We start from the raw sequence: 22,240 nt of genomic DNA, 5'->3' as shown, positions 1-22,240 counted from the left end.
GAAGGAGAGTCAATGCCCAAGGGCTATGTCATATTGACCGAGGCCATCAAGGACCAGGACGGCATGGACGCCTACAGCCGCGCGTCCACTCGGGCCCTGGTCGAAAGCCGCGCCAAGGTGCTCTCGGTCGACACGCGACCCGAAGTCCTCGAAGGCGAATGGCACGGCGACCGGACCGTCGTCGTGGAGTTCGAATCGGTCGAGGCGGCCCGCGCCTGGTACGAGTCGGCCTCCTACCGGGAGGCCAAGCCGCTGCGGCTTGCGGCGGCCGACTCGAACGTCGTGATCCTCTCCGGATTCGAGCTTCCGACGTGACCGCGGCGGCGAGCACCGGCGCGTCCGGCCCGGAACTGTCCTGCGGACTCCCGCCGGGCCCGGACTTCGCCGACCTGGCCGTCCTGGCCGAGGAACTCGGCTACGCCCGGGTATGGATCTACGACTCCGCGCCGCTGTGGGAGGACCCGTTCGTCCACCTGGCCCTGGCCGCCGGGCGGACGACCCGCATCGGGTTCGGCACCGCGGTCCTCATCCCCCAGCAGCGGTCGGTGATGGCCATGGCGTCCGCGATCGCCACGGTCGCCCGCGTCTCCGGCGGACGGTTCCGCGCCTGCTTCGGCACCGGGTTCACCGCCCGCCTCACCGTCGGGCAGCGCCCGATGCGCATCGACGCCCTCGGCGCGTACGTCACCGCGGTGCGCGACCTGCTCGCCGGACGCACCGCGACCGTCGACGGCAGGCCCGCCCGGATGCTGCACGCCGACGGCCTCACCGTCCCCCGCCCGGCGGACGTCCCCCTGTGGCTCAGCGTCTTCGGCCCCCGCGGCACGGCGCTGGCCACCGAGATCGCCGACGGGATCATCGGCCCTCCCCACCCCGCCCTGCCGACCGCGACGATCGTCTCCGGCACGGTGCTCGACCCCGGCGAGGACCCGTCGTCCCGCCGCGTCCGGGAGGCGGTCGGGCCGTGGCGCGTCGTCGACTGGCACAACGCCTACGCCGCCGGGGGCGCCGCGGCCGTCGACGCCATGCCCGGCGGGCGCGCCTGGCGCGAAGAACTCGAGGCGCTGGCACCGGAGGACGAGCGCCATCTCCTGACCTTCGAGGGCCACGTCACCCACCTGCCCGACCGCGACCGCCGTCTCCTGGAGCACATCGACGTCACCACCATGGTCGGGGACGCGCCCCGCATCGGCCGGAAGCTCGCGAGGCTCGGCGACATCGGCTTCGGCGAGGTCATCTACACGCCGTCCGGCCCCGACGTCGCCCGCGAACTGCGCGCCTTCGCCTCCGCCCGCCGCCCGGCCGAGACTCCCGGCTGAGCGGGGCGGCGAGCCGGCCACGGACCCCCGGCCATGCGGAGGGCGCCGGGCCGTTCCGGGTACGGCCGCAACACTCACCACGTGAAGGTAGTCGTCGTCACCTCGGGGACGAGCATCTACTTGTACGACTTCGCCACCGGTGAGACTGCAAGAATTCTCGAGGTGAACCACCCTGCTCAATATCATCTTGCTGGTGCTGGCCGGAATCTGGATGGCCGCCTCCTACGTCATCGCGGGCATCATCTGCTGCGTCCTGATCATCACGATCCCCTTCGGCATCGCGTCGTTCCGGATCGCCAATTACGCGCTCTGGCCGTTCGGCGCGACGCTGGTCCGGCGCACGGACGCGGGCGCAGCGTCGAGCATCGGCAACATCATCTGGGTGATCTTCGCTGGATGGTGGCTGGCGCTGGGGCACATCCTCACCGGCATCGTGCTGTGCATCACGATCATCGGCATCCCGCTGGGCATCGCGAACTTCAAGCTGATCCCCGTCTCGCTGACACCGCTGGGCCGTGAGATCGTGTCGACGAACGATCCGCGGAGCTTCTATGCCGCCGACTGAGCCGAGGCAGCCGGAGGCAGATCCGTCAGCGGGGGCCACACCGCCACCGCCGGACACTCCCTCGTACGTTCGCAATGCTCGACGCGAGCAGCCGTCCACACCACCGCCCGCGGCCGCCGCGCCGTCGGCAACACCAGCAACGCCGCCGGGTTCTCGGTGATGAGGCCGTCCCGCAGCGCGGCGTTCAGCGCGCTGCGCAGCGTCGCACGGATCCGGTTCAGCGTTGCTTGTCGGATCACGCGTCCTTCCGCCTGATGATCGTGAACGATCCGAACGGATATCTCCCGCACGTGCTCCACGGTCAACTCGCCCAGCAGAAGCTCGCCGGGTTCAGGTACAAGCGGACATGGCCTCAGGACCCCATCCGCAAGCCCACCTGGATGACGTCGCAAAGATCGGTTTGCCCATGAGCGGCGGCAACCTCCAGCAGGCACCCGGCCTGCTCGCACTGGCCGAGCGCCTCGCCAGCATCATGATCACCCCGGAATCCCTCGATGAGTCGCACCCCCTGGTCCACTGCGCCACGGCTGAGAACGAATGGGTCGGACCGCCGAACCGTAAGCCCAGCATCGCCTGGTAGCGGGATCGCCAACGGATCAACTCGTGCCTTCGGGTAGCGAGGTCTGGCCGGAACGCAGGAGGGGCGGGGAGAGTGTGGTCGCGTTGCCGCGTCGATACAGGAGCGCGGGGCGGCCTATCTGGGGAAGGTAGTGCTGCCCGGTGGATTCGAGGAAGCCGACGGTCCGGGTGACCTTTCTGCGGAAGTTGCTGGGGTCCAGCTTGAATCCCCACACTGCTTCGTAGATGTGGCGCAGGTCGCTGATGGTGAAGGGCTCGGTGCAGAAGGTCGCAGCGACGGTGGTGTGCTCCAGTTGCGAGCGTGCGCGTTCGAGGCCGTCGCGGAGGATCGTCTCGTGATCAATGGCCGGCGGCGGGTGAGCGCGGTCGATACCGGCGACCAGTAGACCGCTGTGGCGTCCGTACCGCCGACAGGGACAGGAAGGTCGGGGCCGAGCGCAAGGTGGGCGACAGTGATGACCCTGCCTCGTGGATCCCGACGGGGATCACTGTAGGCCCGTAGTTGCTCCTTCCGTTCTAGTGGTCGTCGCAACACCCCAGCTCGAGGGGTGCGATGGACTTCAAGGTTCGGGAGCTTCGGACGGTCGCCCAAGGGCCCAGGAAGCTGGTGCGTGAGCGGGAGGAATACTTCCGGCTCATGCAGCAGGGCCTGAGCAGCAAAGAGGCATGCTCTCTTCGGTTGTCATGGGTCGCTCCTTGATCAAAAGTTACACCGAAAACCGTACAGTCCCTCTTCCGCACCGGGCGAGGGCGGCGGGCTGATCTGCACCGGCGTGGCAGGCACCACGGGCTCGGTACTCTACGCCCGCTTCAGCGCCTGCCTGCGCGAGTAGACGTACGGCAGCAAGGAGTTCAACGAGTGCGAGGAAGGCGAGGATTTGGGATTGTGTCTGGTGATGAACGACGCGGCCGGGTGCCGATTCTGCCACCGGGTCATTGGTGACCGCCGCCGCCGCCACTGCAACTGAAGCTTCCGCCGCATTGGCATTGGCAGGTTGCCAACGCCATATCGCTGTCTTCGGCCGAGTCGATCCGAAGAATGAGGAACGGATTCTCCGAGACGATCTCGACCTGCGCGGGCAGGGCGTTTCGCATCTCCAGGAGCAGTAGCCGGTCTGAGTCCGAGACCTTTCCTGTGCTCGGGCGGACTGTCTGAGTAAAACTCGTGACACCGTGATCCCGGGTGATCTGTTCGGCCGTACGAATGTACTCGCCCTCCGGGTCACGCGGAATTAGAAAGTACTGACTTCCGTCGGAACGCTGCTGGGAAGGTGGTACGGTCATTTTGCTCCTCCCGTCGAAATCGGCAGCCACAGCTTTGGGTTACCGCAGCGTGGCCATGTATTCACGAAGTCTGTGCCTGTCCCCTGCCGGGAGGGCGTACATCCGACTCGATCTGTGTGGCTCCCATTCCGCAGCCGGTGTCGACGCACCGGCAGGTGGAGGAAGTCGGTCCCCTGGTCTCGGAGCTGTCGATGCGCAATACGAGGAACGGGCTGTCGAGGTTCAGGTGGATGCGTCCCGAGACCAGGTGCTGGAGTTCCAGCAGGACCATGTTCTCGCCCTCCGTCGGAGAGCTCTTGGCCGAGCGGATGATCTGGGTGAAGCCGGTCAGCCCGTTATCACGGGCAACCTGCTCGGCCGAGAAAATGTACTCGCCCTCGCTGTCACGTGGGATGAGGTAGTACTTGCTCCCCGCATCCTGATTTGCTGATGTCAATTTTACTCCTGTACCGAGTCGTCTTTATACGATGCCGTTACCGTGGCCACCGCAGCTGTGACTTCCTCCGCATTGGCATGCGCATTGCAAATCCATATCCGGGTCTTCGGCCGAGTCGATCCGAAGAATGAGAAACGGGTTCTCTGCGACGATTTCCACTTGTGGAGGCAGTGCGTTCTTCATTTCGAGGAGCAGTAGCCGGTCTGAGTCTGAGGCCCTGGCAGTGGCCGGACGGGCCGTATGCGTGTAACCCTGCCCGCCATTCGCTCTGACGATCTCCTCAGCCGAATCGACGTAGTTCCCTTCCCGGTCGCGTGGAATCAGGAAGTATCGGCTCGGGTCTGGCCCATCGTGGTCAACTGGTTTGGGCACGTCGCTTCTCCTACTGGCTATGCACTCGTGGTCATCTCGATTCCGCCACCGGTTCCTGTGCTCTTGCTCGCCATACTCGGCATGCCCAGAAACGTGGATTCTGGTCTGCCGGTGAGAGTTTCGACCTCCATCCCGTCCACAGGCTCGACCGCTACACCGCATGACCGGAACAGGTCATCGGTGATCGTCGTCTTGATGTATCCGCAATAGCGGTCCACGCCCCGGTAGTCGCCGATCGAATGGAGAGTGTTCGCCTTGCAGCCGCCGCCACAGAGGAACCGCACTTCACATGAGCGGCAGATATCGTTGTTCGCCTCGACGTCCATCGTCTTCACGTAGGACCGATTCTGCTCACCGAAGAATATCTCACCGAAAGGCTGCGTGAAGATGTTGCCGAGTTTGAATTGGTCCTGGTGGAACAGATGGCACGGATAGACGTCACCCGTGTCGGCGATGCTGATGTTGAACAGTCCGGCATGGCATCGCCTGCTTCGATGACCGGGCATATAGCTCGTGGACATCCGTCCATCCGTCGCACGGGCAAGGCCGCGGTTCAGGCCCACGAAGGCATCGTTGTCGATGAAGTCGCGGTGTAGTTCCTGCCCTCGTCCCATGGGCATCATCGGAGTGAACTGAACGGGAACCGTATCGGGAAGGACCTTGGCGACCTGGTCGCAGTAGGGAAGATTGTCGGGGGACACGGTGACCTTCACATGGACCTTGGCGCCCGCATCGGCCAGCCGCCGGATTCCCTGGAGTACCCGTTTGTGGTTGCCTCGCCCCCTGGTAGCCGAGTGCACTTCCTCTGTCGGGCCGTCCAGGCTGATCGTGATGCTACTGAAATGCTGTGCGATGAATTCCGCCCGCTCCGGACTGATGAGCATCCCGTTGGTGAGGAGGAGATTGGTGTATCCGCATTCGGTCGAGGCCTCCACCACGGATTCGAAGCCCGGAAACATCATGGGTTCCCCGCCGGTAAAAGTGATCTTCAGATTCTCGGTCGCGAACGGCTTCATCGTGTGGAGCGCATCGATGAAGTGGTCAGCCGTATAATGGATGGGAAGGCCAGGCGACGACTCCCGAAAACAGTAGGTGCACTGCAGGTTGCAGCGATTCGTGAGATGAAGATGGACCGCCGCGAGTTGTTGGGAACCCCACTCGTTCTCACTCTGTCGACCTGCACTGAAGAGCAGCGATTTTTTGGCCGATTCGAACAATTCAGTGACGTGCCCGAGTTCTATATCGATGCCGAAGTCGACGATAAGCCGATGGATGTCGGCTACCGCTCTCGAACCATCCGCCAGTTGCAGCAGCAAGGCGCCTGCGTAATTTGTCACGAACCAGGCCGGGACTGTGGGGTTCAATGCAAGCCAATATTCCCCCCGTTGACGGAAGGTCAATTCGGGCAGCGCGAGAGGAACCCAACTGGGGTCGACGGACTTGTACATTTATTGCCCTCCGGCGGTCACAGGTCGCTCACTAGCTCGCCTAGGCAGTACCCTCGATCAGCAAGACGAACATCGGATTCTGCGACTTGAGGTTAATATTAATTAGCTATTGCGTTTGCGGGACCTGGACGCGTGGCAGCGGCCCGTCATGTTGGTTTTGCTTGCCCTCATGTCGATTCATGGCAAATAGACCGACTGGGGGTTTCGTGTGCCTACAACGCCCCGGCAGGCGCCGCGCCGAGTGCACTGGCCGGCCCAAGGGGCGGCTACGGTTTCGTTGTCACGTGGAAGCGCCGTGCACCTGACCGATGTCGGTGAGCGACATCGCTATCCTTCGTCGGGTTGCGGCGGAGGACGGGACGGTCACGTGCGCGGTGGCTACCGCAGGACGAACGGTTCCTTGGGCACGCGGGTGCCGTCCGGCCCGATCGGCGCGGTGATCTTCTCGTACAGCCAGAGCGCCAGCGTCGCGGTGATGAACGCTGCGTCATCCCGATCCGCTTCTAGGGCCTGTCCGGTGGACCATGCGCTGATCCAAAGCAGGGCCCTGATCAGGACGATTCCTGCCCGGTAGTTGCGGGCGAGTTTGTCGAACCGGGTGGCGATGCCGCGTCATCGCTAGAGCCGACCCACGCACCGTTCGACCACGTTGCGGCGCCGGTAGAGGGCCGGGTCGAACACCGGCGGGCACCCGCCGCGCGAGCCCCGGCGGGCGCGTCCGGCCTTCTGGTCGGCGCGTTCGGGGATGGTGGCGGCGATGCCCCGCTCCCGCAAGGCCCGGCGGATCGCGGCCGAACCGTAGGCCTTGTCAGCGATCACCCGGACGGGCCGGCACCGCGGCGACCCCGCCCGGGGCCACGGCACCCGGATACCCTCCAGCACCTGTGGAACACGGTGCAGTCGTTGACGTTCTCGGCGGTGACCACGATCGACAGAGGCAGGCCGCGCCCGTCGACGGCCAGGTGAATCTTGGTGGTCAGCCCGCCCCGTGACCGCCCGAGCGCCTGCCCGGATGCCCGGTTCGTCCCGCCGGCTTCCCCATTGTGCGAGCACCGGCCGCGTACTGGTGCGCTCGCACGATCGTGGAATCCATGCTGACGGTCCACTCGATGCGGCCGATCGAATCATCGTGGACCCGCACGTGGGTGAGAATCGCGTCGAAGGTGCCGTCGGTGGCCCACCGCCGGTACCGCTCATAGACGGTCTTCCAATTGCCGTACCGCTCGGAAAGATCCCGCCAAGGGAGACCGGTCGCCGGCTTCCACAAGATGCCGTTCAGCACCGTGCGGTCATCGGCTCACCGGCCGCCCCGGGCTGGCTGGGCAGGCAGAAGCGGCTCGATCCGCCGCCACGCCGCATCGGTCAACTCATGCCGTCGCACCACGACACACCATCAACCCCACCGGCAAGATCGTCCTCAGCCCGAACACCAAGATTCGCCGGACAGGCTCTAGCAACCGAGAACTACTACCTGTCATCTGGATCGAGCGCGTCATCTCCTGGCTAACCGACTACCGCCGCCTGTCCCCGCGCTGCGAACGCAACGCCCGTGGTTACCTGGCCTTTCTCGGTCTCGCCGTCGCCATCACCTGCTACAAGTAACTGATCAAACCCACCACGTAGGACACTGTCTATTAATACGTAGATCTCCCAGTGCGGACGACGCACGGCGGATGTCAAGCCATCTTCGAATGCGTCACAGAAGGCTGTACGGCCTTCTATATGGGCCTTATATGGGGCCTCGCTAGCTTGATTCGAGGAATGGCGGGAATCACGCTGGGGAGTGCTGGATGAGCTACGCCGCGATCGGGTGCGAGTCTCTCATCGGGATCACGTTCGTCCTCGCCGCCTTGTCGAAGGTGCGCGACCGCGCCTCGTTCAACGCGTTCGTCGACGCGGTGCGCGGGTTGGGGGTCACGCCGAGGCGCCGGGCCGACCGGGTCGCGGTCGCGGCCGTGGGCGCCGAGGCGGCGGTTCCGCTGCTGCTGGGCATCGCGCTCGCGGGCCGAACGGCGGCCCCGCTCGTGGCCGGTCTGGTCACCGCGCTGGCGCTGCTGACGGTCTTCACCGCGATCATCCTCGTCTCGATGCGCCACGGCGACCGCGTCACCTGCCGGTGCTTCGGCGCGAGCGGGACGCCCATGGGGTGGCGGCACGTCGCCCGGAACGCGCTGCTCTCCACGGCCGTTCTGGTGGCGCTCGTCTCCGAGTCGGCGAGCCCCGGTGCCCGGATCGACGCGGGTGGCGCCGCCATCGCCGCGGCCACGGGGTGCGTGGCGGCGCTCCTGGTCGCCTTCCTCGACGACATCGTCGACCTGTTCGCCGTCGGCCGGGACGTCGCGTCCCGCTGAGCACGACGGCCCGAACCCGCACCAAGGAGGTCCGCATGCCCTATCTCATCGCCCTGGTGGTCGTCCTGGCACTGCTGTGCGCCGTGAACCTGGTCTTCACGCTGGGAGTCGTCCGGCGGCTTCGCGAGCACACCAGGCTGCTGGACGACGAACGGCGCCGCCCCAGGCCGAACATGGGCGACGTGCCCGCCCCCTTCAGCGCCACGACCACCGACGGCCGGTCCGTGTCGCGAGACTCGCTGCCCGCCCCGCTGCTCATCGGGTTCTTCTCGGCCGGCTGCCGCCCGTGCGAGGAGGCGCTGCCCGAGTTCGTGCGCTACGCGGCGAGCTTCCCCGGCGGCCGCGAGCACGTCCTCGCCGTGGTGAACGGGCCGTCCGACGACGTCGAGGAGTACCGCGGACGGCTCACCGAGGCCGCGCAGGTGATCACGGAGCTTCCGGACGGCCCGGTGCAGACCGCTTTCGCGGTGGACGGCACCCCGGCCTTCGGCGTCCTCGACGGCAACCGCGTGGTCCTCACCTCCGCGCGCATGGTCGCCGACCTGCCGGACGCCGTCCCGGCATGACCGGTCGCCCGCGGCGGCGGCCGGGGGGCTCGCGGAGACTCCGGGCGGAGTTCCGCGACGCCCCGGCCGCGCTGCTCCTCGCCCTGCGCGCCGCTCCCGCGCATGTCGCGCTGTGCGCCGCGGCCGGTCTGGTCGCCGGGGGAACGCCCGTCGCGGTCGCCTGGCTGACCAAGACGCTGCTCGACCGGATGGCGGCCGGAGCCCCGGACGGCCTCTCGTCGCTGCTGGCCGTGGCCGTCGCACTGGCCGCCGTCGGGGTCGTCGCGGCGGTGCTCCCGCACGTGTCGGAGTACGCCTCGGCCGAGGTCGGCCGCAGGCTGAAGCTGACGACTCAGGACCGGCTCTTCGCGAAGGTCGGCGGTCTGCCCGGGCTCGCCCGGCTGGAGGACCCGGCGTTCCACGACCGTCTCATGCTGGCCCAGCAGTCGGGGAACGACAGCCCGGCCCGCGTGCTCGGCGGCGTCATCCAGTTCGTCCAGGCGATGCTGACCCTGGGCGGGTTCCTGGGGACCCTGCTCGTCCTGGCCCCCGTCATGGCCGCCGTCGTCGTGGCCTCCGTCCTGCCGGTGCTGATCGCCGAACGCGCGCTCAATCATCGACGCGCGCTGCTCTTCCGGCGGCTGGGCCCGGCCGAACGGCGTGAGATGTTCTACGCGCATCTGCTGCGCGACCTCCAGGCCGCCAAGGAGGTGCGGGTCTTCGGCGCCGCGGACCACCTGCGCGGCAAGATGCTCTCCGAACTGACCGCGATCAACGCCGCACGGCGGCGGCTGGACCTGAAGGCACTCGGCACCCAGGGGGTCCTAGCGCTGCTGGCGGCGTCGGTGGCCGGGGGCGGCCTGGTCTGGGCGGCAGGCGCCATCGGGAGCGGACGGCTCAGCATCGGTGACGTGGCGGTGTTCATCGCCGCGGTCTCCGGCACGCAGGGCGCGCTCGCCAACGCGGTCAAGAGCCTGTCGACGGCGCACGAGGCGCTTCTGGTGTTCGGCCACTACCGGGCGGTGATCAGCACTCCGCCCGATCTCCAGGTCGCCGAGCGGGTGCGGCCGATCCCGCCGCTGCAGCGGGGGATCGAGCTGCGGGACGTCTGGTTCCGCTACGGAGAGGACCGGCCCTGGGTGCTGCGGGGAGTCGATCTGCTCATCCCCGCCGGCCGGACGCTCGCCCTGGTCGGCCACAACGGCGCGGGCAAGTCCACCCTGGTCAAGCTGCTGTGCCGACTGTACGACCCCACGGCCGGAACCGTCCGCTGGGACGGCATCGACGTCCGCGAGTTCGACCCGGCCGAGTTCCGCGCACACCTCAGTACGGTCTTTCAGGACTACATGTGCTACGACCTCAGCGTACGGGAGAACATCGGCATCGGTGATCTCTCGGCCCGGCACGATCAGGCGCGGCTCGAACGCGCCGCCCGGCGGGCCGGCGTCCACGACCGTCTCACCGAGCTGCCGCGCGGCTACGACACTCTCCTCAGCCGGATGTTCCCCGATGTCGACACGGAGGAGGAAGCCGGCGGGGTCCTGCTGTCGGGCGGGCAGTGGCAGCGTCTCGCGGTGGCCCGCTCTTTCCTGCGGGAGACGCCGGACCTGCTGATTCTGGACGAGCCGAGTTCCGGCCTGGACGCGGAGGCCGAGCACGAGCTCCACATGCGGCTGAAGGGGTACCGGGCGGGCAGAACCGGCGTCCTCGTCTCGCACCGGCTCGGGGCGGTCCGCGACGCCGACTCCATCGCGGTGTTCCAGGACGGGCGCATAACCGAGCAGGGCGCCCACGCGGACCTCATGGCCCGCGGCGGTACGTACGCGCGAATGTTCCGGTTGCAGTCGCGGGGCTATCTGGAGGAAACGCCCACGGCGTGAGACTCGTCGCCTGGGGGAATTCCGGGAAGTTGGGAGAATGTCGAAGAAATCGGTCGTGCCATTGGGCTGCGCACTTGCCGCCGCCGGTGCCTTGCTGTGGGTGCGGCGGCGGTATCTGGTCGCCACCGTTATCGGGCCGAGCATGGAACCCACATTCCGTCCGGGCCAGCGGCTCGTGGTGCGCCGTGTCGCAGGAGACGCGGTTCGTCCCAGCGACGTGGTGGTGGTACGGGACGTCGAGCCCGGAACGCCGCAGGCGTCCCCAGGGCGGAGGCTCGGGCCCTGCCTGATCAAACGGGTGCTCGCGCGTTCCGGAGACGACGTCCCGCGTGACCTGATCCCCGCACTGCGCGATGTGCCCGAGCCCGTGGTCCCGCCGGGCCGGCTCGTCCTGGTCGGCGACAACGCGGACTCCAGCCATGATTCGCGTGCGCACGGTTATTACCTGGAGCGGGACGTCGTCGGGAAAGTGCTGCGCGGAACGCAGGAGCGGTCCGCGCGTCCCCTATAGCGGAAATTATATGGCGTTCTGATGGCCGGGGATTAATGTCTTTCATGACAGTCCCCGCGAAGAAAGGAAGGGAAATGGTCAAGCAACTCGAACGACTGGGTGAGCGCCTGGTGCACATGGTGGCTCCTCCGGTGCCCGCGGAGGCGGCGGCCGCCGCCTGCTACAACCAGTACTGCTGCTGCGTCAGCGGCTGCACGGTCCCGTGGCAGAACAAGATCAGGTACGACCGGATCTGCGACGGCGTGCGCCAGTACAGCTGGGAGACCTCCTGCGGAGCCTGCTCCGCCTGATGACGGCGGCTTCCCGGCGTGCTCGCTTCATGCTCTCGGGGGCGTGCGCGCCGTGACCCCCCGGGCCGCCCGCCCGCCGCGCGCCGTGAGCGCGCCCGGGCGGGCGGCCTCGTCTCGCGAGGCCCCCGCCCGACCGGGCCGTCCGCAGTCAGCGGAGAAGGCCCCGGAACAGCTCGAGCAGGGGCACCGCCCGATAGCGGCCTTCGGGAGCCGGTTCGATGAGGCACTCGTCGCACAGGTGATCGAGAACCCGGCCCGACGAGTCGCCGAGTATCTTCGCGGTATCCGCAGTCGTGATCGTCGCATCTCCGGAGGTGCTGAGAAGCCGCAGCAGCGGCCCGATCCCCGGTGTGTCGCGGACCACCCGCTCGTACGCCGTCCTCAAACGCCAGTTCACGCCCGGATCGCCGTACCGATCCAGAATCCGGGGGGCGTCCTCGGCGAACTCGGCGACGACGCTGCTCAGGGACCTGTCGGAACGGGCCGTCAGCAGTCTCCCGGCCGCCCGGAGGGCGAGCGGGAGGAACCGGCATCGCCGGGCCAGCTCACCGGCGGCGTCCCGGTCGGCCCTGACGCGTTCCGTCCCGGCGAGGTCCTCCAGAAGTGCGATGGACTCCGCCATCCCCATGACGCCGAGCCGGATGTGGCTGGCATGGTCGATGGGCAGCGCGCATCGGGAGGTCACCACCACGGCGCAGCCCGCCCCGGTGGGCAACAGCCGTTCCACCTGGGACTCGTGGACGGCGTTGTCGATCAGGATCAGAAGCCGAAGCCGGGAGCTCAGAGAGCGGAACCGGGGCACTGCCTCGGCGAGACCGCGGACCGTGGTCGCGCCGGGATCACCGAGGTCTCGCAGGAACCCCGCAGCCGCCTGGACCGCCGTCACCCGCTCGTCCCGCCCCGGTCCTCCGAGATCGACGTAGAGGTGCCCGTCCGGGAACCGGTCCGCGACCATGCGGGCCGCGCGCAGGGCCAGCGCCGACTTGCCCACGCCCGGCGATCCGCTGACGACGCTGATCGCGGGGAGCGCACGGTCTCGCAGCAGGTCCGCGGACAGGGCCTCCAGTTCCCGGGCGCGGCCGGAGAACCGGCCGCCCAGGGGCAACTGCCGGGGCACCCCGCGGCCCGGCCCACCAAGCCGTTCCGCGGGCTCCCGCGCGCTGAGACGGGTCCCTTGGCGCACGTCCCCGGGGAGTTCGGGTTCCCCTCTCAGAACGGCCCTGTGGAGGTCCTGGAGCTCCTTCCCCGGCTCCACCCCGAGAAGCTCGACGAGCGTCTCGCGGGCCTCCCGGAACGCCGTGAGCGCGCCGGCCGTGTCGCCCATGCGGTGGAGCGTGCGCATGAGCAACGCCCAGCATCGTTCGCGCAGCGGCACCTCGCCGAGCAGGAGCCGGAGGTGACGGGCGGCCTCCGCGTACCCGCCCAGGTCGAGCTGGACCGTGACCAGCTCCTCCAGCAGCGTCAGCCGCTGCTCGTTCAGCGCGGTCAGCCGGGCCGCCAGCGACCGTCCGCAGACCTGCCCGTGCCCGACCGGGCCCCGGTTGAGCGCGAACGCCTCGGCGGCGCATCCGGCGGCCGTGGAGCCGTCCCCGCGGGCGGCCGCGGACGCCCCCTCGGCCACCAGCTCCTCCATGCGGAAGAAGTCGACCCGCTCCGCATCCACGACCAGCCGGTATCCGCCCTCATCGGTCACGATGGCGGAATCGCCGAGCCGGGAGAGCGCCCGGCGGGCCGCCATCGCGTAGTTGCGGATGTTCGCCGTCGCCGACGTCGGAGGGTTGTCGTCCCATATCGCCTCGGCCAGCCGGTCGAGCGGCACGGGATCGTTTCGGTGCACCAGCAGGGCCAGCAGGAAGACCTTCAGCTTCGGCCCACCGACGCGCTCGCGCCTCCCGTTCAGGTAGAGCTCCACTCGGCCCAGGATTCTGAAGGCCGGCGCCGGTCGCGCCGGAGGAACGTGGCTCATGCCCTTTCCCGATTCCTTTGTGTGTACCTGTGACGAAAAGAGGATCCGGCGCCGGACTGCGGATTCACTGAGCAGAAAGAGGAAGTGCTCTGGACTTCAGATGAAACGACGGTCCGCGCGGACGGAGCCTCTCATGAGGCAGTCTTGACTTGCCGGTGGACGCGGGCAAGAATCCCTGTCGGTCGAGTTCGGTCGATGATGTCCGGGCAGGTCACCGGACACATCGAGAAGAGCGCCATGGGCTTACGCGGAAGGTGGTCGACACGTGACCGGGCTTGGCAATCCACCGGATCCGTCCACCGCGGGGGAGTTGGTTCTCGAGCTGCGACGACTCAAGGCCCGGTCAGGGCTCAGCTTTCGGCAGATAGAAAAGCGAGCGGCCACCGCCGGCGACCAATTGCCGAAGAGCACTCTGGTCACCGTGCTCGGACGGACGACATTGCCGCGAGAGGAGTTCGTGGCGGCATTCACCCGGGCTTGCGGGTGCCCACCGGACCAGGTCGCGCAGTGGGTCGAGGCTCGGCGCCGCCTGGCGGTGGCGGCGGTCGACGGCGCGGAACGGGTCGCCGACGGTGACGAGGCGACGGCCCGGCGCCCGGTCCCGACCGGACCCGCGGGCGCCCCGCCCCCACGCGAACGTCCGACGCCTCGCTCACCGGCCCGCACGACCGCGGTCTCCCTTGCCGTGATCGCGCTCGTTCTCACGACGGTCGCATTGTCGTCCGGGGGCTCCCACCCCCTCGACCGTCCGACGGGGGCATCGCGAAACCTGGGACCGTCGACCGCCCCGGACGAAGGTGCCGTCCCGGCACCCGGGCGCTACCGCGTCCGGCTGGTCCATTCGGGACTCTGCCTCTCCGAAGCAGAGGGCGACACCAGCGGGCGGGTCCGCCAATTCCCCTGCTCAAGCGCGTCCCCCGCCCGAACCCTGCTCCCCGGGCCCGGCGGCACCCACCGGATCACCACCGAGCATCCGACCTTCGGTTCCGGGTGCATGGGCGTTCGCGAGGCGCAGACCGCGCCCGGCGCCTTCGTCTTCGACGACTACTGCAGTGAGCGGGGAGCCAACGCCGGAGGAGAGGACTACCGCCTGGAGCGGGTCTCCGCCCCCGCCCCCGGTTTCCGGTTGCGCCTGGTGCACAGCGGCCTGTGCCTGGGCGTCCCGGCCAGCTCGACCGACGAGGGGACCTCGCTCCACCAACTCCCCTGCAATCCCGCCGGGGACGGCCAGGTCTTCCAGTTCGACCCCGACACGTCCGCGGCCGGGTGAACACGGCCGCCGCCCCCATCAACGAGGCCGGGAAGGGCAGGTGAAACACCCTTATCGATACAGTTGGGCCCCACCCCTGGCCATAGCGCGTGACCTGGGCCTGCGCTACGACTCGTCCCTCATGGCCGACGACGAACCACTGGCCGACGGGGCGAGCCGACCGGCGTCGTGGAGATCCCAGTCGCGGAGCTGGCTGACACCAAGATTCATCCTGGCCGCCGATGGGGGCGGCCTGCCGCTGTCGATCCTGGCGACCGTCGGCAACGTCAACGACTGCACCGTCTTCCCGGACGTGCTGGAGGGGATCCGGGGACCGCGGGCCGGGCGGGGACGTCCGCAGTGCCGGCCGGTGCGGTGATCGCCGACACGGCTTACAGTTCGGCGGCGATCCGCCGGACGCTGCGGGAGCGGGGCATCGCCGCCACCATCCCCGAACGCGCCGATCAGAAGGCCGGACGCGCCCGCCGTGGCTTGAACACCGGCGGGCGCCCGCCGGCGTTCGACCCGGCCCTCTACCGGCGCCGCAACGTGGTCGAACGGTGATCAGCTGGGCGGTGAGGGGCTCGCCGGGCAGGCTGGTGCCGCCGGTCGACGGCATCGATGGCGGCCCGGGCGAACTGGACCGCGCCGCGGACCTTGCGGTTGCGCAGCCAGGTCTCCAGCCCGGCCCGGCCGACCTGACGCAGAGCGGCCGGGGTCTGATAACCGGTCAGCAGCACCAGCGGCCCGGTGTTGGTGACCTGTAGTTGGCGTTCCAGCAACTCGCGCAGGCGACTGATCACGCGTGTGCGGTCGTGGACCAGGTCAGTGCGGTGGGCCATGGGCAGCTTCAACTCCCGTGGGGTGGCCAGCATGTTCGGCCAGTACGTGATCACCTTGTTCAGGTTCACGCGGTTGCGGGCCAGGTCCTCCACAGCGCCGTACGTGCCCGTCTCGACGCCGGGCATCGTGGCCCGACAGAACGGCTCGACGTCGTGATCGCCGACTTGGCGTTGAAGGCTGTACCGGTGTTTCTCGAGGCCGGGGGCGGGCCGCTCCTTGTCGGCGCCGACGACTGAACCGGTCGCGGTCACCTCTTGCCCGAGCCAAGCCGACACCTTAAAGTACGTACAATTCGTACGGACAAATCGTCGGTGACGCCGTCCAGTTGCGGCGCGGACGAAGGGGCATGAGGATGTCAATGGCGCCTCTCCAGCACGGCCGCTCGCGGCTCCCGCTCTTCGCATTGATGCAGAAGGTCCCTGCGGGTCTGATGCTGATCCCGCTCACCCTGGGTGTTTTGATCAACTCGTTCGCCCCTCAGGTGCTGGAGATCGGTGGATTCACACAGGCCCTGTTCAAGGACGGTGCGCTCGCACTGATCGCACTGCTCGTCTTCGCCACCGGCGCGCAGATCACGGGCAGTCACAACGGCAAAGCGGCGGCCACGACGACCGGTGTGGTGCTGGTGTGCAAGACGCTCATCCCGGCGTCCGTCGCCGTCGCCCTCGGGCTGCTGGTCGGGATCGACGGTGTCATGGGCGTCTCGATCCTCGCCCTCTTGGCGATCATGGGTAACAGCAATGGCGCGCTCTGGCTCGCCTTCGCGGGCGAGTACGGCGATGAACGCGACACCGGGGCCTACGTCGCCAGCGCCTTCGACGACGGACCGTTCCTCGCGTTGCTCTACCTTGGGGCGTCCGGGCTCGGTGACATCCCGGTGGTGGCGCTGGTCGCCGCTGTCGTGCCCTTCGTGCTGGGGCTGGTCATCGGTGCGGTCGACCGTGAATGGACACACGTCCTGGAGCATGTCCCGAACGTCACCATCCCGTTCATGTCGTTCGCGGTGGGCACCGGGATCAGCCTGTCCGTCGTCGTCACCGGCGGTCTGCAGGGAATCGTCCTCGGGGCGTTCGTGGTCTTCTTCACCGGCGGTCTGACCTACCTCGGCTACCGGTTCGTGTTGCGGCGCAAGGAGAAGAGCGGGATCGGGTTCGCGGCGGGCACCACCGCGGGCAACGCGGTCGCGGTGCCCGCGGTCGTGGCCGCCGCCGACCCGCGCTTCCTGCCGTTCGTGCCGTCGGCCGCCGCCCAGGCCGCGTCGGCGGTGCTGGTGACCGCCGTCCTGGCGCCGGTCGTCGCCTCCTGGGTGCTCAAGCGCGCCGGCGGCCTGACGAGCAACGACCCCGTGGCCGAGACGCCGGCCTGAGCGTCCCCCATCCAGCAGAGAAGGAGAAGAAATCGATGCGCGACCGGCGGACCATCCGCTGCACCTACTACCTGGAGTCCGAGATCGATCCCGGACGGGCCGCGGCGATCCTCGCCGGCGAACAGTCCAGTGGCACGTTCGTCGCGGTGCCGGGTGAGACGCCGGAACTGCACGAGCGGCATGGTGCCAGGGTGACGCGCGTCGAGTTGCTCGAGGACCGCCGCCCGGCCCTGCCGTCGCGGACGAACCCCGAGAAGGTCCGCGCTGCGATGGTCGACGTCGAGTTCCCGATGGAGAACGTCGGTACGGACCTGGCGACGTTGCAGAGCGCCGTCGCGGGCAACCTTTTCGAGCTCGGTGCGTTGTACGCCTGCAGGCTGGAAGACATCCGGCTCCCCGAGGAGTTCATCGCCGGCCATGCCGGGCCGGCCTTCGGCATCCCGGGGACGCGGCGGCTCATGGGGGACGTCGAGGGCGTGCTGATCGGGACGATCGTGAAGCCGAACATCGGCCTGGACGAGGACGGGTTCCGCACGGTGGTGCGGGAACTCGCCCTCGCCGCGATCGATCTGATCAAGGACGACGAGTTGATGACCGATCCGCGCTACCTGCCATTGGAGCGGCGCGCGGCGATCGCGACCGAGGAGATCAGGAAGGCCGAGCAGGTCACCGGCCATCCGACGATGTACGCCTTCAACATCACCGGTGACCTCCAGGGCCTACGCGCGCGTCACGATCTCGTCGTGGAGGCGGGCGGGCGGTGCGTGATGCTCAACGTGCCGGTCATGGGCCTGCCTGCGCTGGCGTGGCTGCGTTCTTTCGCCGCGGTGCCCATCCACGGGCACCGTGCCGGACTGGCCGCGTCGATGCGGGCGCCGGGGCTGGGGACGTCCTACCGCGTGTGGCAGCAACTGGCCCGGCTGGCCGGTGCCGACCACCTGCATGTCAGCGGCCTGGGCAGCAAGTTCTACGAGACCGACGACGAGGTCGCGAACAATGTCCGCAGCCTGCTCACGCCGCTCGGGACGACGCTGACCCCCGTGCCGACGCTCTCGTCCGGGCAGAACGTCACCACCCCGGGCCCGACGTTCGCCGCGGTCGATTCCATGGACCTGCTGATGCTGGCCGGCGGCGGGGTGGCCGCCCACCCGGACGGGCCGGGCGCCGGAGTGCACAGCCTGCGCCAGGCGTGGTCGGCCGCCGCGGCGGGCGAGCCGCTGGCCGACGCGGCGCGCCGGCGGGCGGCGAAGGGAGATCCCGCACTGCTGCACGCGGTCGAGAAGTTCGGCGGCGCCGGATGAGCCCCCTCTTCGGTTTCGTCGCCGACGACCTGACCGGCGCGAGCGACGTGCTCGCGCAGGCCCACAAGTACGGCCTGGACGCCGTCCTGGTCGTCGGGGAAGGTCCCCTGCCCACCGACGCGGACGTGGTCGGCATCGCAGGACCCGCGCGATCGCTCGGCGGCGCCGCGTTCGATGCACTGGTCCGCCGTCAACTCGAGCGCATGGCCGATGCCGACGTCGAGGTCCTGCTCTACAAGGTGTGCTCGACCTTCGACAGCGCGCCGGCGCTCGGCAGCATCGGCCGCGGCATCGAGCTCCTGCGCGAGCGCCATCCCGGCCACGGGCCGATTCCGGTTGCGCCCGCACAGCCCGAGTTCGGTCGTTTCACCGTGTTCAGCGACCACTACGCGACCCACGCGCAGACCGTGTACCGGCTCGACCGGCACCCCGTCATGTCGCGTCATCCGTCGACCCCGATGCACGAATCCGATCTGCGCCGCATCCTCGCCGGCCAGCTCACCGGCCCGCTCGCGCGCGTCGGCGAGGTGCACCTGCCGGCCCACGACGACGGCACGTTCAGCGGCCGCTGGCACGACCGGCGCCAGGACCCCGAACTCGCCGCCTTCGTGCTCGATGCCGTCGAGGAACGTCACCTCGACACGATCGCCGCGGCGCTGCGCCAGGGCGGCCGACCGGGCTCGCCCGCCCTGGTCGTCGGGTCAGGCGGCATCATGGCCGCGCTGGCCAGGACCGTGTCACAGGGGCGGGCCCGCGCACCGGAGCCGCAGCGAGCGTCCGGACCGGTGCTGGCCTTGAGCGCCTCCGCCTCCAGTGTCACCGCGGACCAGATCGACGATGCCGTCGCCCACGGCTGGCAAGACGTCGCCGTCCCCACCGAGCTCCTCGACGGTCCCGCCCCTGACACGCAGGCCCTCATCGAGGACGGGGTCCGCACCGCGCTGGCGGCGGGCCGCGACGTCGTCGTCCACACCACGCGAGGCATCGCCGACCCCCGCTACGCGCGCGGCGCCATCGCAGCCGAGCACGTGGGCGGGCTCATCGGCGGCCTCGCCGCACGGATGGCGATGGCCGGCCTGACCCGCGACATCGCCGTGCTCGGCGGCGACACGTCGAGCCATGCGCTCACCGCGATGGGCGTGCGCCGGCTGCGGGTGGCCGACCAGTTCGTCACCGCCGGCCCGGTCTGCCGCACCGACGATGCCGCCGCCGTGGCCGGCTGCCGCCTCCTCCTCAAGGGCGGCCAGGTCGGGCCGCCCGACATCCTGCGCCGCTTCGCCGGCCACATCTCTTAAGTCCACGACCAGAACGGACGGACTCATGAAGGCCATAGTCAAGAACCAGGCAGGTCGCGGCGTCGACTACGTCACCGACCACGCCGATCCGAAGCCGACCGACGGGCACGTGGTCGTGCAGATCGCGGCCGCCTCCCTGTGCGGCACCGACCGTGAACTCTACGAGTGGACGCCCTCGGCGCAGGCGTTCGGCCTCAACCTGCCGACCGTACTCGGGCACGAAGGCGCGGGCACCGTCGTCGAGATCGGCGCCGGCGTCACGGGCCTCCGGGTCGGGGACCGGGTCGCCTTCGAGAGCCATCTGACCTGTGGCCGCTGCTTCCCCTGCCGCACCGGCGATGCCCACACGTGCGAGCGCACCGGCATCATCGGCATGCACATCGACGGCGTGTTCGCCGAATACATGGCCGCACCCCAGGAGATCTGCGTCCCCCTGCCCGAGGGCGCATCGCTGGAAACCGGTGCGCTGTTGGAGGCCGCGGGCGTCGCGGTGCACGCCGTTCAGCGCGCGAACTACTCGGTCGCGGGACGAGCGGTGCTGGTGAGCGGAGGGGGCCCGGTCGGGCTGATCATCGCTTACCTCGCCCGGCAGATGGGCGCCGCGCACGTGGTCGTCGTCGAGCCGAACCAGCACCGGCGCCGGCACGCCGAAGGGCTCGGCGTCACGGCCATCGCTCCAGGCGACGGCGTCGCGGAGCGGTGCCGCGAGCTGACCGGGCGGCGCGGCGGGTTCGACGTCGCCTTCGAATGCTCCGGCGCACCGGGCACCCTGACGACACTGTTCGAGGCCGCACGGCGGGAGTCGACCATCGTGACGGTGGGACACCCCAGCCGTGCCGCCGAGGTCGACATCGCAGCGCACATCAACAAGAAGGGCATCACCCTGCGCGGCATCTTCGGACGACGGCTGTGGGAGACCTGGGAACAGACCCTGCTGCTACTGGAGTCCGGCCGGCTCGACCTCGAGTGGTTGATCACCCATCGGATGCCGCTCGCGCGCGTGGACGAGGCCGTCCAGCTGCTGACCGGTGAGGCGTGCAAGGTTCTGCTGCTGCCGAGCCGCAACGCCGTCGAGCCATAGACTGCATCTCGACGCCACTGGATGATGCGAGGGAAACACGTGGGCCTGGACGAACTGGCCGACCGTCTCGACCGGACGGCGGCGCAGCCGCTGCACGCCCAACTCCGCGACCTCCTCTACCAGCTGATCCACGACCACGCCCTCGTCCCGGGTGACGCCCTCCCCACGGAGGAGGAGCTGCAGCGACGGTTCGCCGTCTCCCGCAGCGTCGTCCGCCAGGCGCTGGCAAGCCTGGCCGCCGCGGGAGTGATCCAGCGCAGACGCGGGCGCGGAAGTGTCGTCGCGACCCCGGCCGGGCTGCACCGCACCGTCCAGCGGGCGGGCGGACTCGGCGAGCAGGCAGCCGCGCGCGGTCAGAAACTGCGCACCCACGTCCTCAGCATCGAAACGGCCGAACCACCACCCGTCGCCCAGGAGGCACTGGGCACCGCTCACACCTGGCGGATCGAGCGCCTGCGGTGCGTGGACGACACTCCGGTCGTCTTCATGCGCACCTTCGTCCCCCGCGAGCTGTTCCCCCACTTCACCGCGGAGCTGCTCGACGGAGCGTCCCTGCTCACGCTCATGAGCGACGCAGGCCATGTGCCGGTCGGCGGCCCACGCCAGGTCCAAGCCGTCGCCGCGACCACCGACCTGGCCGCGCCGCTCGAGGTCGAACCCGGCGATCCGCTGCTCCTCCTCGAGGGCGTGACACAGGACGCGACAGGCAGGAGCCTGGAGCGGTTCAGCGCGTGGCACCGCGCGAACACCGTCTTCGACGTCGACGCGCGCGTCGACAGCGCGCCCCCGGCCCTGCCCACCGAAGAGCTGCGGCGACTTCGTTCAATGGCCAGGGAGATCGAGCAGACGCTCGCCGCATTCGACCACCGCACAGCACCGCCGACCTGAAGGGCACCCGGCGCACCCCGTAACCCGCCCGGCGCATAGCGATCAACCACGACCACCAGATGCACCTCGCCCCGCCGGCCTGCCGCACGTGATCTTGATAGTCACCGCGCACACATCGGAACGAGAAGTCCCGCCGCCGTCATCCCGGGCGACCGCCTACCGCGACTTTTCGTTCCGATGCCAGTCCACCCCCCGATTGCGGTCCACGTAGTTCCGCTTGGTTTCCCGCTCCAAGCGCTGGAACCGCGGTGACCGCACGTACTCCAGCAGATCCCGATCCACAGTGCAGTCCGGTGCCAGAAACACGTGAAAAACTTCCGGCGGGTCCGCTCGTCGTCGCGCATCGCGCCTGTCAGCGAGGTCGTCGTGGTCAAGCTGCCTGGCATATGAGCGCCGCGCAGCGTCATGCACAGGTGCTCGGCCTGCAGCAGCACGCCGACCCCCGACGGGTTCAGCTCCTTGTGCAGGTGGCTGGCGATCTCCTTGGTCATCCGCTCCTGCACCTGCGGGCGGCATGCGTAGTGCTCGACGACCCGGGCGAGCTTGGACAGCCCGACGATCCGGTCACCGGGCAGATACGCCACCAGCGCCTTGCCGAGGAACGGCAGGCCGTGGTGCTCACAAAAGGCTGCGTGATCCCGCGGACCGTGTCGAGCTCACGAGCCCGCCGG

24 protein-coding genes and 4 pseudogenes are annotated in these 22,240 nt (G+C 68.9%); 19 read left to right on the top strand and 9 right to left on the bottom strand.

The window, feature by feature from the left end; translation table 11 throughout:
* Positions 1-12: 12 nt before the first annotated feature.
* The 3 genes from AB0L25_RS20840 (at position 13) to AB0L25_RS20830 (ending at position 1,884) form a co-directional block, all read left to right on the top strand.
* Positions 13-315: a DUF1330 domain-containing protein gene (locus AB0L25_RS20840; protein ID WP_500174280.1), complete on the top strand. Its 303-nt coding sequence runs from the start codon at positions 13-15 to the stop codon at positions 313-315.
* Positions 312-1,319: an LLM class flavin-dependent oxidoreductase gene (locus AB0L25_RS20835; RefSeq protein ID WP_500174279.1), complete on the top strand. Its 1,008-nt coding sequence runs from the start codon at positions 312-314 to the stop codon at positions 1,317-1,319. The genes AB0L25_RS20840 and AB0L25_RS20835 overlap by 4 nt, the downstream gene beginning before the upstream one ends.
* 172 nt (positions 1,320-1,491) lie before the next feature.
* Positions 1,492-1,884, top strand: a complete 393-nt coding sequence (locus AB0L25_RS20830; protein WP_500174325.1) for a YccF domain-containing protein — start codon at positions 1,492-1,494, stop codon at positions 1,882-1,884.
* Here AB0L25_RS20830 and AB0L25_RS20825 read toward each other — a convergent pair.
* A complete protein-coding gene (locus AB0L25_RS20825; protein ID WP_500174278.1) occupies positions 1,869-2,189 on the bottom strand; it encodes a hypothetical protein in 321 nt (106 codons plus the stop codon). The genes AB0L25_RS20830 and AB0L25_RS20825 overlap by 16 nt on opposite strands.
* A 101-nt stretch (positions 2,190-2,290) precedes the next feature.
* Here AB0L25_RS20825 and AB0L25_RS20820 point away from each other — a divergent pair, with 101 nt between their 5' ends.
* Positions 2,291-2,464 carry a hypothetical protein gene (locus AB0L25_RS20820; protein WP_500174277.1) on the top strand — a complete coding sequence of 58 codons (174 nt, stop codon included), beginning with the start codon at positions 2,291-2,293 and terminating at the stop codon, positions 2,462-2,464.
* 16 nt (positions 2,465-2,480) lie between these two features.
* Here the strand turns inward: AB0L25_RS20820 and AB0L25_RS20815 are convergent.
* Positions 2,481-2,971 (bottom strand): annotated as a pseudogene (locus AB0L25_RS20815) (NUDIX hydrolase); the annotation flags it as partial.
* A 45-nt stretch (positions 2,972-3,016) separates the two neighbouring features.
* Here AB0L25_RS20815 and AB0L25_RS20810 point away from each other — a divergent pair.
* Positions 3,017-3,139, top strand: a pseudogene (locus AB0L25_RS20810) (IS30 family transposase); the annotation flags it as partial.
* A gap of 257 nt (positions 3,140-3,396) precedes the next feature.
* Here AB0L25_RS20810 and AB0L25_RS20805 read toward each other — a convergent pair.
* The 4 genes and pseudogenes from AB0L25_RS20805 to AB0L25_RS20790 form a co-directional block, all read right to left on the bottom strand.
* Positions 3,397-3,777, bottom strand: coding sequence for a hypothetical protein (locus AB0L25_RS20805; RefSeq protein WP_500174276.1), 381 nt, complete (start codon positions 3,775-3,777; stop codon positions 3,397-3,399).
* Between the two features lie 31 nt (positions 3,778-3,808).
* Entirely contained in the window at positions 3,809-4,183 is a 375-nt protein-coding gene (locus tag AB0L25_RS20800) for a hypothetical protein (RefSeq protein WP_500174275.1), read from the bottom strand.
* 389 nt (positions 4,184-4,572) lie between these two features.
* Complete coding sequence (locus AB0L25_RS20795; RefSeq protein WP_500174274.1) at positions 4,573-6,003, bottom strand: radical SAM protein; 1,431 nt, start codon at positions 6,001-6,003, stop codon at positions 4,573-4,575.
* Positions 6,004-6,534: 531 nt separating this feature from the next.
* Positions 6,535-7,387: pseudogene (locus AB0L25_RS20790) on the bottom strand (IS5 family transposase); the annotation flags it as partial.
* A 406-nt stretch (positions 7,388-7,793) separates the two neighbouring features.
* Between AB0L25_RS20790 and AB0L25_RS20785 the strand changes: the two are divergent.
* The 5 genes from AB0L25_RS20785 to AB0L25_RS20765 all read left to right on the top strand — a co-directional run bounded on the left by AB0L25_RS20785 (position 7,794) and on the right by AB0L25_RS20765 (position 11,580).
* On the top strand, positions 7,794-8,354 hold the full coding sequence (locus AB0L25_RS20785) for a MauE/DoxX family redox-associated membrane protein (RefSeq protein WP_500174273.1): 561 nt from the start codon (positions 7,794-7,796) through the stop codon (positions 8,352-8,354).
* Positions 8,355-8,389: 35 nt separating this feature from the next.
* Positions 8,390-8,920, top strand: coding sequence for a thioredoxin domain-containing protein (locus AB0L25_RS20780; RefSeq protein ID WP_500174272.1), 531 nt, complete (start codon positions 8,390-8,392; stop codon positions 8,918-8,920).
* Positions 8,917-10,779 (top strand): ABC transporter ATP-binding protein, encoded by a 1,863-nt coding sequence (locus AB0L25_RS20775; RefSeq protein ID WP_500174271.1) that lies wholly within the window; start codon positions 8,917-8,919, stop codon positions 10,777-10,779. Before AB0L25_RS20780 ends, AB0L25_RS20775 begins: the two co-directional genes overlap by 4 nt.
* 37 nt (positions 10,780-10,816) lie before the next feature.
* Complete coding sequence (locus tag AB0L25_RS20770; protein ID WP_500174270.1) at positions 10,817-11,290, top strand: S26 family signal peptidase; 474 nt, start codon at positions 10,817-10,819, stop codon at positions 11,288-11,290.
* A gap of 74 nt (positions 11,291-11,364) precedes the next feature.
* On the top strand, positions 11,365-11,580 hold the full coding sequence (locus AB0L25_RS20765; RefSeq protein ID WP_500174269.1) for a hypothetical protein: 216 nt from the start codon (positions 11,365-11,367) through the stop codon (positions 11,578-11,580).
* A gap of 148 nt (positions 11,581-11,728) precedes the next feature.
* Here AB0L25_RS20765 and AB0L25_RS20760 read toward each other — a convergent pair whose 3' ends face one another.
* On the bottom strand, positions 11,729-13,492 hold the full coding sequence (locus tag AB0L25_RS20760; RefSeq protein WP_500174268.1) for an AfsR/SARP family transcriptional regulator: 1,764 nt from the start codon (positions 13,490-13,492) through the stop codon (positions 11,729-11,731).
* A 319-nt stretch (positions 13,493-13,811) separates the two neighbouring features.
* On the opposite strand from AB0L25_RS20760, the pseudogene AB0L25_RS20755 reads away from it, so the two are divergent.
* The 4 genes and pseudogenes from AB0L25_RS20755 to AB0L25_RS20740 form a co-directional block, all read left to right on the top strand.
* A pseudogene (locus AB0L25_RS20755) lies at positions 13,812-14,045 on the top strand (helix-turn-helix domain-containing protein); the annotation flags it as partial.
* A gap of 495 nt (positions 14,046-14,540) precedes the next feature.
* Positions 14,541-14,816, top strand: coding sequence for an RICIN domain-containing protein (locus tag AB0L25_RS20750; RefSeq protein ID WP_500174328.1), 276 nt, complete (start codon positions 14,541-14,543; stop codon positions 14,814-14,816).
* Between the two features lie 121 nt (positions 14,817-14,937).
* Positions 14,938-15,174 (top strand): hypothetical protein, encoded by a 237-nt coding sequence (locus tag AB0L25_RS20745; RefSeq protein WP_500174267.1) that lies wholly within the window; start codon positions 14,938-14,940, stop codon positions 15,172-15,174.
* Complete coding sequence (locus AB0L25_RS20740) at positions 15,156-15,359, top strand: hypothetical protein (RefSeq protein WP_500174266.1); 204 nt, start codon at positions 15,156-15,158, stop codon at positions 15,357-15,359. The genes AB0L25_RS20745 and AB0L25_RS20740 overlap by 19 nt, the downstream gene beginning before the upstream one ends.
* Here the strand turns inward: AB0L25_RS20740 and AB0L25_RS20735 are convergent.
* Positions 15,329-15,889, bottom strand: a complete 561-nt coding sequence (locus AB0L25_RS20735; RefSeq protein WP_500174265.1) for a hypothetical protein — start codon at positions 15,887-15,889, stop codon at positions 15,329-15,331. The two genes, AB0L25_RS20740 and AB0L25_RS20735, sit on opposite strands and share 31 nt — an antisense overlap.
* 95 nt (positions 15,890-15,984) lie before the next feature.
* Between AB0L25_RS20735 and AB0L25_RS20730 the strand changes: the two genes are divergently transcribed.
* From AB0L25_RS20730 to AB0L25_RS20710, 5 genes are read left to right on the top strand one after another with little or no spacing between them, the layout of a single operon-like run.
* Positions 15,985-17,004, top strand: coding sequence for a 2-keto-3-deoxygluconate permease (locus AB0L25_RS20730; protein WP_500174264.1), 1,020 nt, complete (start codon positions 15,985-15,987; stop codon positions 17,002-17,004).
* Between the two features lie 35 nt (positions 17,005-17,039).
* On the top strand, positions 17,040-18,305 hold the full coding sequence (locus tag AB0L25_RS20725) for a RuBisCO large subunit C-terminal-like domain-containing protein (protein WP_500174263.1): 1,266 nt from the start codon (positions 17,040-17,042) through the stop codon (positions 18,303-18,305).
* On the top strand, positions 18,302-19,600 hold the full coding sequence (locus tag AB0L25_RS20720; protein ID WP_500174262.1) for a four-carbon acid sugar kinase family protein: 1,299 nt from the start codon (positions 18,302-18,304) through the stop codon (positions 19,598-19,600). The genes AB0L25_RS20725 and AB0L25_RS20720 overlap by 4 nt, the downstream gene beginning before the upstream one ends.
* 25 nt (positions 19,601-19,625) lie before the next feature.
* The gene (locus tag AB0L25_RS20715; protein WP_500174261.1) at positions 19,626-20,681 is read left to right on the top strand and encodes a zinc-dependent alcohol dehydrogenase; all 1,056 of its coding nucleotides are present in this window, start codon (positions 19,626-19,628) and stop codon (positions 20,679-20,681) included.
* A 39-nt stretch (positions 20,682-20,720) separates the two neighbouring features.
* Positions 20,721-21,569, top strand: a complete 849-nt coding sequence (locus tag AB0L25_RS20710) for a GntR family transcriptional regulator (protein ID WP_500174260.1) — start codon at positions 20,721-20,723, stop codon at positions 21,567-21,569.
* 101 nt (positions 21,570-21,670) lie between these two features.
* Here the strand turns inward: AB0L25_RS20710 and AB0L25_RS20705 are convergent, their stop codons facing one another.
* The gene (locus tag AB0L25_RS20705) at positions 21,671-22,153 is read right to left on the bottom strand and encodes a GTP cyclohydrolase I (protein ID WP_500174259.1); all 483 of its coding nucleotides are present in this window, start codon (positions 22,151-22,153) and stop codon (positions 21,671-21,673) included.
* Positions 22,154-22,240 lie beyond the last annotated feature (87 nt).

It is taken from the genome of Spirillospora sp. NPDC052242 (assembly GCF_040679555.1).
In the GTDB taxonomy this organism is placed as follows: Bacteria; Actinomycetota; Actinomycetes; order Streptosporangiales; family Streptosporangiaceae; genus Spirillospora.
Note: the sequence above shows the minus strand (reverse complement) of the source record. Positions and strands in the feature narration are given on the sequence as shown.

Coding starts and splice junctions, on each gene's coding strand:
- AB0L25_RS20785 (WP_500174273.1), top strand. CDS start 7,794: ATGAGCTACGCCGCGATCGGGTGCGAGTCTCTCATCGGGATCACGTTC.
- AB0L25_RS20745 (WP_500174267.1), top strand. CDS start 14,938: ATGGCCGACGACGAACCACTGGCCGACGGGGCGAGCCGACCGGCGTCG.
- AB0L25_RS20765 (WP_500174269.1), top strand. CDS start 11,365: ATGGTCAAGCAACTCGAACGACTGGGTGAGCGCCTGGTGCACATGGTG.
- AB0L25_RS20780 (WP_500174272.1), top strand. CDS start 8,390: ATGCCCTATCTCATCGCCCTGGTGGTCGTCCTGGCACTGCTGTGCGCC.
- AB0L25_RS20715 (WP_500174261.1), top strand. CDS start 19,626: ATGAAGGCCATAGTCAAGAACCAGGCAGGTCGCGGCGTCGACTACGTC.
- AB0L25_RS20720 (WP_500174262.1), top strand. CDS start 18,302: ATGAGCCCCCTCTTCGGTTTCGTCGCCGACGACCTGACCGGCGCGAGC.
- AB0L25_RS20750 (WP_500174328.1), top strand. CDS start 14,541: ATGGGCGTTCGCGAGGCGCAGACCGCGCCCGGCGCCTTCGTCTTCGAC.
- AB0L25_RS20730 (WP_500174264.1), top strand. CDS start 15,985: ATGAGGATGTCAATGGCGCCTCTCCAGCACGGCCGCTCGCGGCTCCCG.
- AB0L25_RS20770 (WP_500174270.1), top strand. CDS start 10,817: ATGTCGAAGAAATCGGTCGTGCCATTGGGCTGCGCACTTGCCGCCGCC.
- AB0L25_RS20725 (WP_500174263.1), top strand. CDS start 17,040: ATGCGCGACCGGCGGACCATCCGCTGCACCTACTACCTGGAGTCCGAG.
- AB0L25_RS20820 (WP_500174277.1), top strand. CDS start 2,291: ATGAGCGGCGGCAACCTCCAGCAGGCACCCGGCCTGCTCGCACTGGCC.
- AB0L25_RS20775 (WP_500174271.1), top strand. CDS start 8,917: ATGACCGGTCGCCCGCGGCGGCGGCCGGGGGGCTCGCGGAGACTCCGG.
- AB0L25_RS20840 (WP_500174280.1), top strand. CDS start 13: ATGCCCAAGGGCTATGTCATATTGACCGAGGCCATCAAGGACCAGGAC.
- AB0L25_RS20795 (WP_500174274.1), bottom strand. CDS start 6,003: ATGTACAAGTCCGTCGACCCCAGTTGGGTTCCTCTCGCGCTGCCCGAA.